The organism is Brenneria uluponensis (assembly GCF_032395385.1).
Lineage (GTDB): Bacteria > Pseudomonadota > Gammaproteobacteria > Enterobacterales > Enterobacteriaceae > Prodigiosinella > Prodigiosinella aquatilis.
The window spans coordinates 1,000,236-1,014,383 of the sequence record NZ_CP135917.1; the positions used below are offsets into that span (position 1 = coordinate 1,000,236).

The 14,148-nt window shown below is 47.2% G+C and carries 16 protein-coding genes; 10 read left to right on the forward strand and 6 right to left on the reverse strand.

Going from position 1 to position 14,148, the window contains the following annotated elements:
• Positions 1-5: 5 nt before the first annotated feature.
• The 10 genes from cysN (at position 6) to rpoS (ending at position 8,362) form a co-directional block, all read left to right on the forward strand.
• Complete coding sequence (gene cysN, locus RS889_RS04600; protein WP_021017520.1) at positions 6-1,433, forward strand: sulfate adenylyltransferase subunit CysN; 1,428 nt, start codon at positions 6-8, stop codon at positions 1,431-1,433.
• Positions 1,434-1,458: 25 nt separating this feature from the next.
• Positions 1,459-2,064, forward strand: a complete 606-nt coding sequence (gene cysC / locus RS889_RS04605) for an adenylyl-sulfate kinase (protein WP_315710918.1) — start codon at positions 1,459-1,461, stop codon at positions 2,062-2,064.
• A 62-nt stretch (positions 2,065-2,126) separates the two neighbouring features.
• The gene (locus tag RS889_RS04610; protein ID WP_037382533.1) at positions 2,127-2,462 is read left to right on the forward strand and encodes a DUF3561 family protein; all 336 of its coding nucleotides are present in this window, start codon (positions 2,127-2,129) and stop codon (positions 2,460-2,462) included.
• A gap of 223 nt (positions 2,463-2,685) precedes the next feature.
• The gene (ftsB, locus tag RS889_RS04615; RefSeq protein WP_315709518.1) at positions 2,686-3,021 is read left to right on the forward strand and encodes a cell division protein FtsB; all 336 of its coding nucleotides are present in this window, start codon (positions 2,686-2,688) and stop codon (positions 3,019-3,021) included.
• A 2-nt stretch (positions 3,022-3,023) separates the two neighbouring features.
• Positions 3,024-3,740 (forward strand): 2-C-methyl-D-erythritol 4-phosphate cytidylyltransferase, encoded by a 717-nt coding sequence (gene ispD, locus RS889_RS04620; RefSeq protein WP_315709519.1) that lies wholly within the window; start codon positions 3,024-3,026, stop codon positions 3,738-3,740.
• 14 nt (positions 3,741-3,754) lie between these two features.
• Positions 3,755-4,252, forward strand: a complete 498-nt coding sequence (ispF, locus tag RS889_RS04625; RefSeq protein WP_315709520.1) for a 2-C-methyl-D-erythritol 2,4-cyclodiphosphate synthase — start codon at positions 3,755-3,757, stop codon at positions 4,250-4,252.
• 2 nt (positions 4,253-4,254) lie between these two features.
• On the forward strand, positions 4,255-5,283 hold the full coding sequence (gene truD / locus RS889_RS04630) for a tRNA pseudouridine(13) synthase TruD (protein ID WP_315710920.1): 1,029 nt from the start codon (positions 4,255-4,257) through the stop codon (positions 5,281-5,283).
• A gap of 149 nt (positions 5,284-5,432) precedes the next feature.
• Positions 5,433-6,059, forward strand: a complete 627-nt coding sequence (locus RS889_RS04635) for a protein-L-isoaspartate(D-aspartate) O-methyltransferase (protein ID WP_315709522.1) — start codon at positions 5,433-5,435, stop codon at positions 6,057-6,059.
• Between the two features lie 258 nt (positions 6,060-6,317).
• Positions 6,318-7,316 carry a murein hydrolase activator NlpD gene (gene nlpD / locus RS889_RS04640; RefSeq protein WP_315709523.1) on the forward strand — a complete coding sequence of 333 codons (999 nt, stop codon included), beginning with the start codon at positions 6,318-6,320 and terminating at the stop codon, positions 7,314-7,316.
• A 53-nt stretch (positions 7,317-7,369) separates the two neighbouring features.
• Positions 7,370-8,362 (forward strand): RNA polymerase sigma factor RpoS, encoded by a 993-nt coding sequence (gene rpoS / locus RS889_RS04645; protein WP_021017511.1) that lies wholly within the window; start codon positions 7,370-7,372, stop codon positions 8,360-8,362.
• A gap of 92 nt (positions 8,363-8,454) precedes the next feature.
• Here rpoS and proS read toward each other — a convergent pair whose 3' ends face one another.
• From proS to metN, 6 genes are all read right to left on the reverse strand, one after another.
• Positions 8,455-10,173 (reverse strand): proline--tRNA ligase, encoded by a 1,719-nt coding sequence (proS, locus tag RS889_RS04650; protein WP_315709524.1) that lies wholly within the window; start codon positions 10,171-10,173, stop codon positions 8,455-8,457.
• 115 nt (positions 10,174-10,288) lie between these two features.
• Positions 10,289-10,996 (reverse strand): tRNA (N6-threonylcarbamoyladenosine(37)-N6)-methyltransferase TrmO, encoded by a 708-nt coding sequence (gene tsaA, locus RS889_RS04655; RefSeq protein ID WP_315709525.1) that lies wholly within the window; start codon positions 10,994-10,996, stop codon positions 10,289-10,291.
• Positions 10,996-11,400 (reverse strand): Rcs stress response system protein RcsF, encoded by a 405-nt coding sequence (gene rcsF / locus RS889_RS04660; protein ID WP_315709526.1) that lies wholly within the window; start codon positions 11,398-11,400, stop codon positions 10,996-10,998. The genes tsaA and rcsF overlap by 1 nt, the downstream gene beginning before the upstream one ends.
• Positions 11,401-11,509: 109 nt before the next feature.
• On the reverse strand, positions 11,510-12,325 hold the full coding sequence (locus tag RS889_RS04665; protein ID WP_290180375.1) for a MetQ/NlpA family lipoprotein: 816 nt from the start codon (positions 12,323-12,325) through the stop codon (positions 11,510-11,512).
• Positions 12,326-12,388: 63 nt separating this feature from the next.
• Entirely contained in the window at positions 12,389-13,042 is a 654-nt protein-coding gene (locus tag RS889_RS04670) for a methionine ABC transporter permease MetI (RefSeq protein ID WP_315709528.1), read from the reverse strand.
• Complete coding sequence (gene metN / locus RS889_RS04675) at positions 13,035-14,066, reverse strand: methionine ABC transporter ATP-binding protein MetN (protein WP_315709529.1); 1,032 nt, start codon at positions 14,064-14,066, stop codon at positions 13,035-13,037. Before metN ends, RS889_RS04670 begins: the two co-directional genes overlap by 8 nt.
• Positions 14,067-14,148: the final 82 nt, after the last annotated feature.

Genomic DNA, 14,148 nt, shown 5'->3' on the forward strand with positions numbered 1-14,148 from the left:
GTCGCATGAATCATGTAATAGCAAAACAGATCGCTGAACAGGGCGGTGTCGAGGCTTACCTCCAAGCACAGCAGAATAAAAGTTTGCTGCGTTTTCTGACCTGCGGCAGCGTCGACGATGGCAAAAGTACGCTTATCGGGCGTTTGTTGCACGATACCCGTCAGATTTATGAAGATCAGCTCTCCACACTGCATAGTGACAGCAAGCGGCTTGGCACCCAGGGTGAGAAGCTGGATCTGGCATTACTGGTGGATGGTCTGCAGGCAGAACGTGAGCAGGGTATTACCATTGATGTGGCTTATCGCTATTTCTCTACCGAGAAGCGTAAATTTATTATTGCTGATACGCCGGGCCATGAGCAGTACACGCGTAATATGGCGACAGGAGCTTCTACTTGTGAGCTGGCCATTCTGTTGATTGATGCCCGTAAAGGTGTGTTGGATCAGACTCGGCGGCATAGCTTTATTGCCACCTTGCTGGGCATTCGCCATCTGGTGGTCGCGGTGAATAAAATGGATTTGGTGGATTACCAGCAAGCCGTTTTTGAACAATTCAAACAGGATTATCTGGATTTTGCCCAGCAACTGCCTACCGATCTGAATATTACTTTTGTGCCCATTTCTGCACTGGATGGTGACAATGTAGCTTCGCCCAGTGAGACGATGAATTGGTACACTGGACCGACCTTGCTGGATGTACTGGAAACGGTCAACGTGATTCCACGTAGTCTGGAACAACCGATGCGTTTTCCTGTGCAGTATGTCAACCGCCCTAATCTGGATTTTCGTGGTTACTCGGGAACCGTGGCTTCGGGAGTCGTCCGCGTCGGTAATCGTATCAAGGTGTTACCTTCTGGCGTTGAGTCCACCATCAGCCGAATTGTCACCTTTGATGGTGACTTGCAGATGGCGCAAGTGGGAGAAGCCATAACATTGGTACTGGAAAACGAAATTGATATCAGTCGGGGAGACCTGCTGGTGGACAGTGCTGAAAACCTGAATACGGTACAAAGTGCGCAGGTGGATGTGGTCTGGATGGCGGAACAACCGTTAGTGCCGGGCCAAAGTTACAATATCAAGATTGCGGGTAAGAACACTCGCGCCCGGGTGGAAAATATCCAGTATCAGGTTGAAATCAATACGCTGACGCAGCGTGTGACGGATGCTTTGCCATTGAATGGTATTGGGCTGGTTGAACTGACTTTTGATGAACCGCTGGTATTGGATAATTACCAACAGAATCCTGTTACCGGCGGCATGATTTTTATTGATCGTTTAACCAATGTCACGGTGGGTGCGGGCCTGGTACGTGAAGTGATTGAACAGCCGTATCAGGATCCTGATGCGCATAGTGCGTTTGAGCTGGAGTTGAATGCGTTAGTCCGCCGTCATTTTCCTCATTGGGGTGCGCGTGATCTGTTGGGAGGGAAATAGCGTGTCTGAATATTCTCCCCGAGTGATGGCGTCTGCTGACGAGAATATTGTCTGGCATCCTCATGCGGTTACACGAACTGATCGAGAACACCGGCATGGACACCGTGGTGCCGTGGTGTGGTTTACCGGACTTTCCGGTTCTGGTAAATCTACGTTGGCTGGCGCGCTGGAGCAGGCGCTGCATGCAAAAGGCGTCAGTACCTATCTGTTGGACGGCGATAATGTCCGGCATGGTCTATGTCGTGATTTAGGCTTCAGTGATGATGACCGGCGGGAGAATATCCGCCGAGTAGGCGAAGTATCTAAATTAATGGTCGACGCGGGTCTGGTTGTGTTAACGGCGTTTATATCACCGCACCGCGCTGAGCGGGAAATGGTGCGTGATTTGCTGGATGGTCAGCCATTTATTGAAGTTTTTGTGGATACGCCACTGGCGATCTGTGAAACACGCGATCCCAAAGGGTTGTACAAGAAAGCCCGTGCGGGTGAGTTGCGTAATTTTACTGGCATTGACGCTGTTTATGAGGCCCCTGAGCTGCCAGAATTGCATTTAGATGGAGAACAATTGGTAACACATTTGATCTCTCAATTGTTAGATATGTTGCAGGGTCGAGCTATTATCAACCCTTGATCTCCTTGTGAAAATATCATCAGGCGTTTGATGATAGGGAGACCGTGGGAAAGATAAAGATTATGCAGAATGTCACACCATTACTGGGTAGTGAAGCCAGCCATCGGCGGGATGAGGATACTCAAGTATCCTATCCGTTTATGGGGGCTATCGCTGGTTTCTCTTTCTATTGGCTGGCGTTTGTCCTTCCTTTTTTGGTCTACGGCCTGAATGTCACTTTGTTTCTGATGCTATACACTTGGCCTTTTTTCCTGGCGCTGATGCCGTTATCGGTGTTGATTGGCGTGGCTTACAGTATATTGTGGCAGGAAAATACCACGATGATGATTTTGTGCAGCGGGATCACGACGGTATCGCTGTTCTGGCTGGTATTTGCATTAATTACCGGCTGGTGGTGATCATTCAGAGGCTGTGTTAGTCGTTTTATCAGCGATTATTCCCCCCGATTCTCCTCCGTTCCACTTCTTTGTTGAATTGTGTTGTCTTGTAAAAAATTCACCTTTCCTCTCTTTCTTCGCTATTTAGCGGCTTTTTTCTCTCTCATGTATTCAGCAATTGTTGATGCACTGTGGAGTCTGGATAAAAGTTATGGGATGATTAGATGGCTTTTCAGGGGGCGGAATGGGAAAACTTACGCTGTTATTGTTAATAATACTTGGCTGGTTACAGTATTCACTGTGGCTGGGCAAAAATGGTATCCATGATTACGTGCGGGTGAAAGATAGTGTGTCTGTTCAACAGGAGAATAACGCCAAACTAAAATCCCGTAACGAGCAGTTGTTTGCTGAAATCGATGATCTTAATGGTGGACAGGAAGCCATCGAAGAGCGTGCACGTAATGAGCTGGGAATGATTAAACCTGGTGAAAGTTTCTATCGTCTGGTCCCTGATCAATCTGGCCGTCACACGGCCACTACCGCGCTACCTGCGCCATCCTCCAGCCCAACATTACGCTAGGTATGTCTACTCTGATTGCTCCCCCGCATGAGGTCGTTGCTATCTTGCCGGCTGCTGGCAATGGTAGCCGGATGAAAAGTGACCGTCCGAAACAGTATTTGACTATCGGTTCCAAAACCATCCTCGAACATACTATTGACGCGTTGCTACAGCATCCTCGTATTCGGCAGGTGATCGTAGTCATCAGTGCCGATGATGGCTATTTTTATTCTCTTCCTTTGGCAAATAATCCGCAGATCGCAGTGGTGACCGGTGGCAAACAGCGTGCGGATTCCGTCTTGGCGGGTTTGCTGCATGTGACTCAGACCGAATGGGTACTGGTACATGATGCGGCTCGTCCATGTCTGCATCGAGATGATCTGGATCATCTGTTGGCGCTGACAGAACAGAGTGAGATAGGTGGCATTCTGGCTGCTCCTGTTCGTGATACGATGAAGCGCAGTTCAGACGGGTTGATTGAGCATACAGTAGAGCGAGATGATCTCTGGCATGCCTTAACTCCGCAGCTTTTTCCTCTGGATTTGCTCAGAACCTGCCTTCAGCGGGCACTGAATGATGGCGTATCCATCACTGATGAAGCATCAGCGTTGGAGTACTGCGGTTATCATCCACAGATTGTCAGTGGCAGATCGGATAATATCAAGATAACACGTCTGGAGGATTTGGCTTTAGCTGAGTTTTATCTGACCAATAGTTTTAAAAATCAAAAAATTACCTAAAAGGAGAATGCGCGATGCGTATCGGTCACGGTTTCGATGTCCATAAATTTGGTGGCGAAGGTCCACTGGTGATCGGTGGTGTTCGTATCCCCTATGCTCAGGGATTGTTGGCCCATTCTGATGGTGATGTCGTGTTGCATGCCATCACCGACGCGTTGTTGGGTGCGGCTGCTCTGGGCGATATCGGTAAACTCTTTCCCGACACCGACCTTGCTTATAAAAATATAGACAGTCGAGAACTGCTACGTGATGCATGGCAACGTATCAGAGATAAAGGTTACTGTCTGGGAAATCTGGATGTCACCATCATTGCCCAGGCCCCTAAAATGGCTCCGCATATTCCACAAATGCGTGTCAATCTGGCGGAAGATCTGCAATGCCACATGGATGATGTGAATGTCAAAGCGACCACGACTGAACAACTAGGATTTACTGGTCGTGGCGAGGGCATTGCCTGTGAAGCAGTCGTATTGTTGTTAAAAGATGATTCTGCCGGGGTCGTGGCATGGTAACGATGAACACTGCCGATGAGCTTACCTGGTTGCATGGAAAACCACAGTCAACAGGGATGATGAAATCCACTGCTGACGATTTTATTGTGGTCGAGGATCTCGGTTTCCAACCAGATGGCGAAGGCGAACATCTGTTGGTACGAATACGCAAACGGGGATGTAATACTGTATTTGTGGCCGAAGCGCTGGCAAAGTTTGCTCATATTCCTGCGCGTGCTGTCAGTTATGCTGGTCTTAAAGATCGTCATGCGATTACTGAACAATGGTTTTGTCTCCATTTACCAGGAAAAGAAACTCCGGATCTGCAGGCATTTGAACTGGAAGGATGTGAGCTTCTTGAGGCTGCTCGACACCGTCGTAAACTGCGTATAGGCGCGCTGCAAGGCAATACCTTTACGCTGGTATTGCGTCACATCAGCGATCGACAATCGGTAGAAGATCGTTTGCAACGTATTACTACTGCTGGCGTGCCTAATTATTTCGGTAGTCAGCGGTTTGGCCGCGAGGGCAATAACCTTGATCAGGCCCGGCGTTGGGCGAGTAATGACATCCTGGTGAAAGAACGTAGTAAACGCAGCTTTTATCTTTCTGCCAGCCGTAGTGAACTCTTTAACTGTGTTACCAGCGCCCGCTTGGCGCAGCAACAGGAGAAAGTGGTTTTTTGCGGTGATGCTTTACAATTGACGGGTCGAGGCAGTTGGTTTGTGGCGCAGAAGGATGAGCTAACTGCTCTACAGCAGCGTGTCGAACAGGGCACATTACAGATTACGGCGCCATTGCCTGGCGATGGTGCGTTAGGTACGCAAGATGCGGCTCTAGACTTTGAGCAACAGTGTCTGCAGACACAACCATTGCTGCTGTCATTACTACAGCGTGAGCGGGTAGAGCCCGCTCGTCGTGCCGTTTTACTTTATCCTCGGGAATTGCAGTGGGAATGGCAGGATAAGATGACGGTTCAATTACGCTTTTGGCTTCCAGCGGGAAGTTTTGCCACCAGCGTAGTAAGGGAAATTGTGCTACAGGCACAGTAGGCGGCAGACATTACTGCCTCATTCAACACGAGTTTACCTTTTTCAGTTTTAGAATATCTGAATATTTTCTTGATGTTACAGAGATATATTCCCTTTCTTTAGAGGATAGATACGTTGATAAGGTTAGCTAGCGCTGAGGTTTGCGGGGAATGGTAAACAAGCGTATGCAAACGTTGCTGGCGCAGTTGCATCAGCAGGGGATTCAGGATGAGCGTCTGTTACAGGCGGTAGCTGCCGTACCTCGGGAGCGCTTTGTTGATGAGGCTTTTGAACATAAAGCCTATGAAAATACAGCGCTACCAATAGGTTTTGGCCAAACGATCTCTCAGCCTTATATGGTTGCCAGAATGACCGAACTCTTACGGTTAACACCCGTTTCAAGAGTATTGGAAATAGGCACGGGTTCCGGTTATCAAACTGCAATTCTGGCTCACCTGGTTCAACATGTATGTTCAGTCGAACGTATTAAAGGACTACAGTGGCAGGCCAAACGTCGCCTTAAACAGCTCGATCTGCATAATGTATCTACACGTCATGGTGATGGATGGCAAGGCTGGGCATCAAAAGGCCCTTTTGATGCCATAATCGTCACGGCTGCGCCACCTGAAATTCCTACCGCGTTGATGGAGCAGCTCGATGAAGGTGGCATTATGGTATTACCGGTGGGTGAACAGCAGCAAATGTTGCAGGTGGTAGAACACCATAACGGTGAATATATCGTTCAGACCGTTGAAGCTGTTAGGTTTGTTCCGCTGGTCAAAGGTGAGCTTGCCTGATACCGTGGCAAATCATCATTTAAATGTTCTCAGCCTTTAAGATTTCAACACACGTGTTTATTGTACTAATTTGTTGATATCGCTAGCATCACAGAATTGCATTATTTTTTAGATTGGCTTGTATGCCTTGATGAAAAAGTACATTTTCTCATTCTGAATACAGAATAAATTACCAGAGTTCAGCGACTTTTCTACGGATGAGGGATATCACTGGCTGGATAGAATAGTAAATTTTATGGTTATAGGGGAGTTCGGCGCATGGGAGGCCAAATAATGAATTGGCAACAGATCGCTGCATGTATGGTTATTGTTGCAGGATTAGCTAGTTGTTCTAACAGTAACAATCGATCGGCACCGATCAGCAGTGTGAATGGTGGCACTGGAAGTCGGGGAGGCATGATGTCTTCTCCGACTCCGCGCATTACTTCACCAAGCTCTTCCAATATTACCACTCATGAAGGCAAGATAGTTTATAACCGCAGCTACAGTAATATTCCGAAAGGCAGTTATACCGGTACTAACTATATCGTCAAGCGCGGCGATACCCTGTTTTATATTGCCTGGATCAGCGGTAATGATTACCGGGAGCTGGCTCAGCGCAATGGCATTTCAGAACCTTATAGTCTGAATGTCGGCCAGACACTGACGCTGGGCAACAATATGAACGCTAATGGTTCACAGGTAATGGCCAGTAATAGTGGTCACATGTTACCTGTGAATGCAACCAGAAACGGGCAGATGCAAACTTCTCAGGTTGATTCTCAATCGACTAATGCGTATTCTGGAAATTCGGGTAAAAAGAATGTGGGTAAGATGTTACCCAAGGCAGGGGCGTCGGCTCCTGTTGCCGAACCGAGGCCAGTACCCAGCAGCAGTAATGTTGCTATCACTGGTTGGCGTTGGCCTACAGAAGGGAAAGTCATAGATAATTTCTCAGCCGCTGAGGGGGGAAATAAAGGGATTGATATCGCTGGCTCACGTGGGCAACCTGTAGTCGCTACCGCTGGCGGGCGTGTAGTGTATGCGGGCAACGCGTTGCGCGGTTACGGTAATCTGATAATCATCAAACATAATGATGACTACCTGAGCGCCTATGCCCATAACGAAACCATGCTGGTCCGGGAACAACAAGAGGTAAAGGCGGGGCAAAAAATCGCTACTATGGGTAGCACCGGAACCAGTTCAGTACGCTTACATTTTGAAATTCGTTACAAGGGGAAATCCGTAAACCCGCTGCGTTTTCTTTCGCAGCGATAAATCGGGCAGGGTATTTCGGTATTCTGCCATGGGATCACGGGTAGGAGCCACTTATGAGCCAAAGTACGCTGAAAGTTAACGAGTTACATGAAGATACTGATTTCGACGAGAATGGAATTGATGTATTTGATGACAAAGCGCTGACAGAAGAAGAGACTAATGATAATGACTCGCAAGAAGATGAGTTGCTATCACAAAGTGTTGTCCAGCGAGTTTTAGATGCAACGCAACTCTATTTAGGAGAGATTGGCTATTCACCTCTTTTAACCGCTGAAGAAGAGGTTTATTTTGCCCGGCGCGCGTTGCGTGGTGATGTATCATCACGCCGCCGTATGATCGAAAGCAACCTGCGGTTGGTGGTGAAAATTGCCCGCCGTTACAACAACCGCGGACTGGCACTGCTTGACCTGATAGAAGAGGGAAATCTCGGTCTGATTCGGGCAGTTGAAAAATTTGATCCGGAAAGAGGATTCCGCTTTTCAACCTACGCTACTTGGTGGATTCGGCAGACCATAGAGCGAGCAATTATGAATCAGACTCGCACTATTCGTTTGCCTATTCACATCGTTAAAGAACTTAATGTTTACCTTCGTACCGCGCGTGAATTATCTCATAAACTGGATCATGAGCCGAGTGCGGAAGAAATTGCCGAACAGCTCGATAGACCGGTTGATGACGTTAACCGCATGCTACGCTTGAATGAGCGCATTACTTCCGTTGATACTCCATTGGGTGGGGATTCGGAAAAAGCGTTACTGGATATTCTGGCAGACGAAAAAGATAACGGACCTGAAAATACAACTCAGGATAACGATATGAAGCAAAATATCGTTAAATGGTTGTTTGAGCTGAACGCCAAGCAGCGTGAAGTTCTGGCTCGTCGTTTTGGCTTGCTGGGGTATGAAGCCGCTACGCTGGAAGATGTTGGTCGTGAAATCGGATTAACACGCGAGCGTGTTCGCCAGATTCAGGTTGAGGGATTGCGGCGCCTGCGTGAAATATTGCAGGTACAAGGATTGGATATTGAAGAGCTGTTTCGTGAATAATATTCACTGGCTGTTCTGAAAAATAAAAAATGGTGGGGTTACCCACCATTTTTTATACTACGCTTAGCGACTATTCAGTGATAAACAGTGGATTAATGGAAAATCCGCGCCAGCAGAAAATCCACAATTTCACTGGTTTTAAGCATCTGTTTCTCGCCGTTACGGCGATTCTTGTATTCAACCTCTTCGTTATCAAGGTTACGGTCACCGATAACGATGGTATGTGGGATCCCGATCAGCTCCATATCGGCAAACATCACCCCAGGACGTTCTTTACGGTCATCCAACAAAACATCAACTCCTTTAGCCCGTAACTGCTGATAAATACTTTCCGTCATTTCCTGCACACGGAAGGATTTATGCATATTCATTGGCAGGATAGCCACATGGAACGGCGCAATCGCTTCTGGCCAGATAATACCGCGGTCATCATGATTTTGCTCAATAGCAGCGGCGATAACGCGGCTAACGCCAATACCGTAGCACCCCATTGTCAGGATCTGATTACGTCCATCTTCACCTTGCACTGTGGCTTTCAGCGCTTCGGAGTATTTTGTACCAAGTTGGAATATATGGCCTACTTCAATACCGCGTTTGATCAACAGCGTGCCTTTACCATCCGGGCTTCTGTCTCCTTCAACAACATTGCGGATATCGGCAACTTGTGGCAATGCCATATCGCGTTCCCAGTTGATACCAAAATAGTGCTTACCATCGATATTGGCACCAGCGCTAAAGTCACTCATCGCCGCCACCGTGCGGTCAATAATCACCGGAACCGGTAAGTTAACCGGGCCTAGAGAACCTGGACCAGCGCCTATGGTGGCACGGATCTCTTCTTCAGTGGCGAATGTCAACGGGTTGGCAATCGGCTCAAATTTTTCGGCTTTCACTTCATTGAGTTCGTGATCGCCACGAACTAGCAGTGCCACCAGTTTATGTCCACTTTCTTCGGTGGCTTTGACTAGCAGAGTTTTGACCGTTTTTTCTATTGGTACGTTGAATTGTTCAACCAGTTCCGCGATGGTTTTCGCGTTCGGTGTATCGATCAGTCGCAGTTCTTCCGTTGCTGCTGCGGGTGTTGCCATGGGGGCAACTGCTTCTGCCAGTTCAATGTTAGCGGCATATGCGGACTCCGTGGAAAAGACGATATCGTCTTCTCCACTGCCAGCCAGAACCTGGAATTCGTGGGATGCGTTGCCTCCAATAGAGCCGGTATCAGCCTGTACTGCACGGAAATCCAGATCCATACGGCTGAAAATCTTACTATATGCGGCATACATGGCATCGTAAGTCACCTGTAACGACTCCTGTGATGTATGAAAGGAATAGGCATCTTTCATCAAAAATTCACGGGCGCGCATTACACCAAAACGTGGGCGGACTTCATCACGGAATTTAGTCTGAATTTGGTAAAAATTCAGTGGCAACTGTTTGTACGAGCTGATTTCATTGCGGATCAGATCGGTAATCACTTCTTCATGTGTTGGTCCCAGGACAAACGGGCGATCTCCGCGATCGACAAAACGAAGTAGTTCTGGGCCGTATTGTTCCCAACGGCCACTTTCCTGCCATAAATCTGCAGGTTGGACGACAGGCATGGATATCTCGATAGCACCGGCGTTATCCATTTCTTCTCGCACAATGTTTTCGACTTTTTTCAGAACCCGTAATCCGGTCGGCAACCACGTGTAAAGCCCTGAGGCCAGTTTACGAATCATCCCGGCACGCAGCATTAGCTGATGGCTGATGACTTCTGCATCGGCGGGAGTCTCCTTCAATGTGGAGAGCAAATATTGACTTGTACGCATGATGTTTTAGTTCCGTCAGAACGATAGATATCATTGGCTGCAATTCAGCCAAAGACATAAAAAGTGGCCTAGTTTACCAGTGTGAACGGTTACTCAAAAGAGAAGACCGGGGTTTTTAGCTCGGGTCCAAGCATATTACTTCTGTTTGCTCGTCAGTTATCCGCCATCGGACGTTAAATTCTAACAGTAATGCGGCATATTCTCTCGAGTCTGCCACATTTTTGCGATAAGCGGGACGAGGATCCTGTGCCAGCACTTGAGTTATAAAACGGCGTAAATAGGGATATTTGTGCTGACAGGCCGCAAGTTGTTGTTCTGCTAAAGGCGTAAAAGTTACTGACATGTCTGTCGCTGGTGCCAATTGGGCAAAGCCTGCTTTTGCCTGTGGTTTACTTTCTGCAAAGGGAATATAAGGCTTGATGTCAATAACGGGCGTTCCATCAATCAGATCAAGGCTGCCTAACTCAAGGGCAACAACATCTTTTTCAATACGAATGGATTTTAATTTAACCAGTGACATACCAATAGGATTGGGGCGGAATGTTGACCGAGAGGAGAATACACCAACACGAGTATTCCCGCCGAGCCGTGGGGGGCGCACTGTAGGATGCCAACCGGCATTCAATGTTTGGTGAAAAATAAAGAGCAACCATATATAGCTAAAGTCACCAAGTCCACGCACTGTTTCCGGGTGGTTGTAAGGCGGAGTAAGGTACAACTCGCCACTACCATCTTCAATAAGACCGGGTTGTCGTGGAACGGCGAATTTCTCTTTATAAGGTGAGCGGATCACACCGATCTGATTGAAGATGAATTGGCTCATTATTCAGAAACTTTCAGTGCTGTACCTTGGCAAATTGCCTGACGATAACAACCTGCAATACTGCTGACGATCTGACAGTCATGCAACAAAACCGCGTTTGCCTTCATAGCCGCAGCACGACTTTGCATTCTTTTCTGTGCACTGGCTATGTTGGGTGGTGTGTCCCGAGCGCTTACCTGACAAGATGATCCTGAAACTTCCCCCATATCACGGAATGGTTTACCGACTAGCTCTTCGGCATTTTTATACAGAACAGCGTGTACTGGGCGGTAAACCGGTTTGGTTTTGGGAGAGTGTTCAGTGGCTGTATGAACTGGCTGTTTGGGCGCTGGGTGCATCGATTTATTTAGCAGAGAACATCCGGTCAGCGAAAAGGCTAACATCAGAAAGAGTATAGAACGCATAGGTTTCCCTCTGGTTTTTTAGGTGAGGCTATTGAAGCAAGCTATTAAATAAATAACAAGACGGGCTAAAGCCCGTCTTGTTATTTATTTACATGACGTAAGTGTGAGTTTACCAGCCTTTAACTGCACCACCGTTAAAGATTTTATTTGCTGCCTGGTTCACTTCTTCAGATTGATAAGCTTGCACGAATTTTTTTACATTTTCGGCATCTTTGTTATCTTCACGAGCGACGAGTAGATTGACATATGGAGAGTCTTTGTCTTCCACGAACAAACCATCTTTGGCAGGTGTCAGGTTAATCTGGCTAGCATAGGTAGTATTAATCACTGCTAGCGCAATTTGGTTGTCATCCAGTGATCGCGGCAATTGTGGCGCTTCCAGTTCAACCAACTTCAGATTTTTCGGGTTTTCTGTCACATCTAGTGCTGTTGGCATCAGTCCGACGTTATCTTTCAGTTTAATTAACCCCACTTTTTGCAGCAGTAATAGTGAGCGTCCTAGATTGGTTGGATCATTTGGCAGCGCAATTTGTGCACCGTTTTGCAGTTCGTCCAGAGATTTGATCTTTTTAGAGTAACCGGCAATGGGATAGACAAAGGTGTTACCAACCGGAACCAGTTTATAACCACGATCCTTGATTTGCTGATCGAGGTAAGGTTTATGCTGGAATGCATTGAGATCAATATCTCCTTTGCTTAGCGCCTCGTTAGGTAAAACGTAGTCGTTGAAGGTAACCAGTTCAACGTCCAGCCCATATTTCTCTTTAGCAACTTTTTGTGCAACTTCAGCGACTTGTTGCTCGGCACCAACGATAACGCCCACTTTTATGTGGTTGGGATCTTTTTGTTTCTGATCACAACCGGCTAATGCCAATACACCAATCAAGGCGCCAACAGTAGCGATAGATTTCAATTTAATTGCCATTTCCTTACCTCAGCTTCAGAGTCTTTCCATCACGCACTTGATGAGTGCATGGCTATTGAACAATTACTTGTGTGTGACTGCCCGTACTGCCTTATCACCACAGAATTGAATTAGATAAACCAAAATAACTAACAAGACTAATACGATATTCATTATTGTGGCGTTATACCCGACATAGCCGTACTGGTAACCAATCTGACCTAATCCGCCAGCACCGACCGCGCCTCCCATAGCAGAATAGCCCACCAGCGTTATCAATGTGATGGTGGCAGCATTGAACAACCCTGGTAGCGCTTCGGGTAACAATATTTTTTTGATTATTTGCATCGGTGTGGCTCCCATCGCCCGGGCCGCCTCAATTAAACCAGTCGGAATTTCCAACAGCGCATTTTCTACCATGCGGGCAATAAACGGCGCTGCACCGACAGTTAATGGAACCATTGCCGCTTGTAGCCCGATAGCTGTACCGACAATTATACGGGTAAATGGAATCATCCAAACGAGTAAAATGATGAATGGAATCGAGCGGAAAATATTTACCAGCGCGGAGATGCTACGGTAGATTTTAGGGTTGGCGATAATTTGCCCTGGACGGGTGATATAAAGAAGAACACCAACAGGTAATCCAAGTACAAAGCCAAAAAAACCGGAAACAAGCGTCATGATTACGGTTTCCCAGACACCGCGGGCAAGTAACCAGATCATTGCTTCAGACATAACCCAATACCTCGATATTTACATGGTGATCTTTCAGGAACTGAATTGCGGCAGTAGTATCTGCTACTTCGCCGTGCATTTCTGCCAGCATGATGCCGAATTTCACGCCACCGGCGTAGTCCATCTGAGCACTGATAATGTTGTTGTTGATATTAAAGCGTCGGGCTATTTCAGACAGCAAAGGTGCATCAACCGATTGGCCGGTAAACTCCATACGCAACAATGGTAAACTTCCCAGCTTGGGTGTTGGCATCATCCGTTCCAGATAGTCATCAGGAATATCCAGATGTAGCGTTGACTGAATAAACGTTTGTGCCAAGGGTGTCTTGGGATGAGAGAAAACCTCACTTACCGTGTCCTGCTCAATCAGACGACCATCACTAATAATGGCGACCTGGTCACAAATGCGTTTCACGACATCCATTTCATGGGTGATCAGTAAAATTGTTAATCCCAGACGACGGTTAATGTCTTTCAGCAGTTCAAGAATAGATCGTGTGGTTGCCGGATCCAGTGCGCTGGTGGCTTCATCGCATAACAGCACTTTAGGCGCGCTAGCCAGCGCCCTGGCAATGGCTACTCGTTGTTTTTGTCCGCCAGAAAGATTTGTTGGATAGACATCGTGTTTATCCGACAGACCGACCAACTCCAGTAAATTATGTATGCGCTGTTTGATTTCTGCTTTAGGCATATTATCCAGTTCAAGTGGTAATGCCACATTGCCAAAAACAGTTCGTGAGGAAAGCAGATTGAAGTGTTGGAAAATCATGCCAATCTGGCGACGAGCTCGCGTTAGCTGGCTTTCTGACAATTGAGTCAGATCCTGCCCATCAACCAATACCTTTCCCTGAGTCGGACGCTCCAGCAAATTTACACAGCGAATCAATGTGCTTTTACCCGCTCCGGAAGCACCAATTACACCATATATTTGTCCTGCAGGAACGCGAAGACTCACGTCGTCGAGTGCGGTAATCGTTCGTCCGTTCTGCTGGAACGTCTTGGTAATATTAGAAATTTCTATCATAAATTTTATCGATAATAACGGTGGCCGGATAAATATCATTATATACAGGCCAGAATGTGGACGGGATGTTAAGGCGTCTAGA

Coding starts and splice junctions, on each gene's coding strand:
- cysN (WP_021017520.1), top strand. CDS start 6: ATGAATCATGTAATAGCAAAACAGATCGCTGAACAGGGCGGTGTCGAG.
- cysC (WP_315710918.1), top strand. CDS start 1,459: ATGGCGTCTGCTGACGAGAATATTGTCTGGCATCCTCATGCGGTTACA.
- RS889_RS04610 (WP_037382533.1), top strand. CDS start 2,127: ATGCAGAATGTCACACCATTACTGGGTAGTGAAGCCAGCCATCGGCGG.
- ftsB (WP_315709518.1), top strand. CDS start 2,686: ATGGGAAAACTTACGCTGTTATTGTTAATAATACTTGGCTGGTTACAG.
- ispD (WP_315709519.1), top strand. CDS start 3,024: ATGTCTACTCTGATTGCTCCCCCGCATGAGGTCGTTGCTATCTTGCCG.
- ispF (WP_315709520.1), top strand. CDS start 3,755: ATGCGTATCGGTCACGGTTTCGATGTCCATAAATTTGGTGGCGAAGGT.
- truD (WP_315710920.1), top strand. CDS start 4,255: ATGAACACTGCCGATGAGCTTACCTGGTTGCATGGAAAACCACAGTCA.
- RS889_RS04635 (WP_315709522.1), top strand. CDS start 5,433: ATGGTAAACAAGCGTATGCAAACGTTGCTGGCGCAGTTGCATCAGCAG.
- nlpD (WP_315709523.1), top strand. CDS start 6,318: ATGGGAGGCCAAATAATGAATTGGCAACAGATCGCTGCATGTATGGTT.
- rpoS (WP_021017511.1), top strand. CDS start 7,370: ATGAGCCAAAGTACGCTGAAAGTTAACGAGTTACATGAAGATACTGAT.
- proS (WP_315709524.1), bottom strand. CDS start 10,173: ATGCGTACAAGTCAATATTTGCTCTCCACATTGAAGGAGACTCCCGCC.
- tsaA (WP_315709525.1), bottom strand. CDS start 10,996: ATGAGCCAATTCATCTTCAATCAGATCGGTGTGATCCGCTCACCTTAT.
- rcsF (WP_315709526.1), bottom strand. CDS start 11,400: ATGCGTTCTATACTCTTTCTGATGTTAGCCTTTTCGCTGACCGGATGT.
- RS889_RS04665 (WP_290180375.1), bottom strand. CDS start 12,325: ATGGCAATTAAATTGAAATCTATCGCTACTGTTGGCGCCTTGATTGGT.
- RS889_RS04670 (WP_315709528.1), bottom strand. CDS start 13,042: ATGTCTGAAGCAATGATCTGGTTACTTGCCCGCGGTGTCTGGGAAACC.
- metN (WP_315709529.1), bottom strand. CDS start 14,066: ATGATAGAAATTTCTAATATTACCAAGACGTTCCAGCAGAACGGACGA.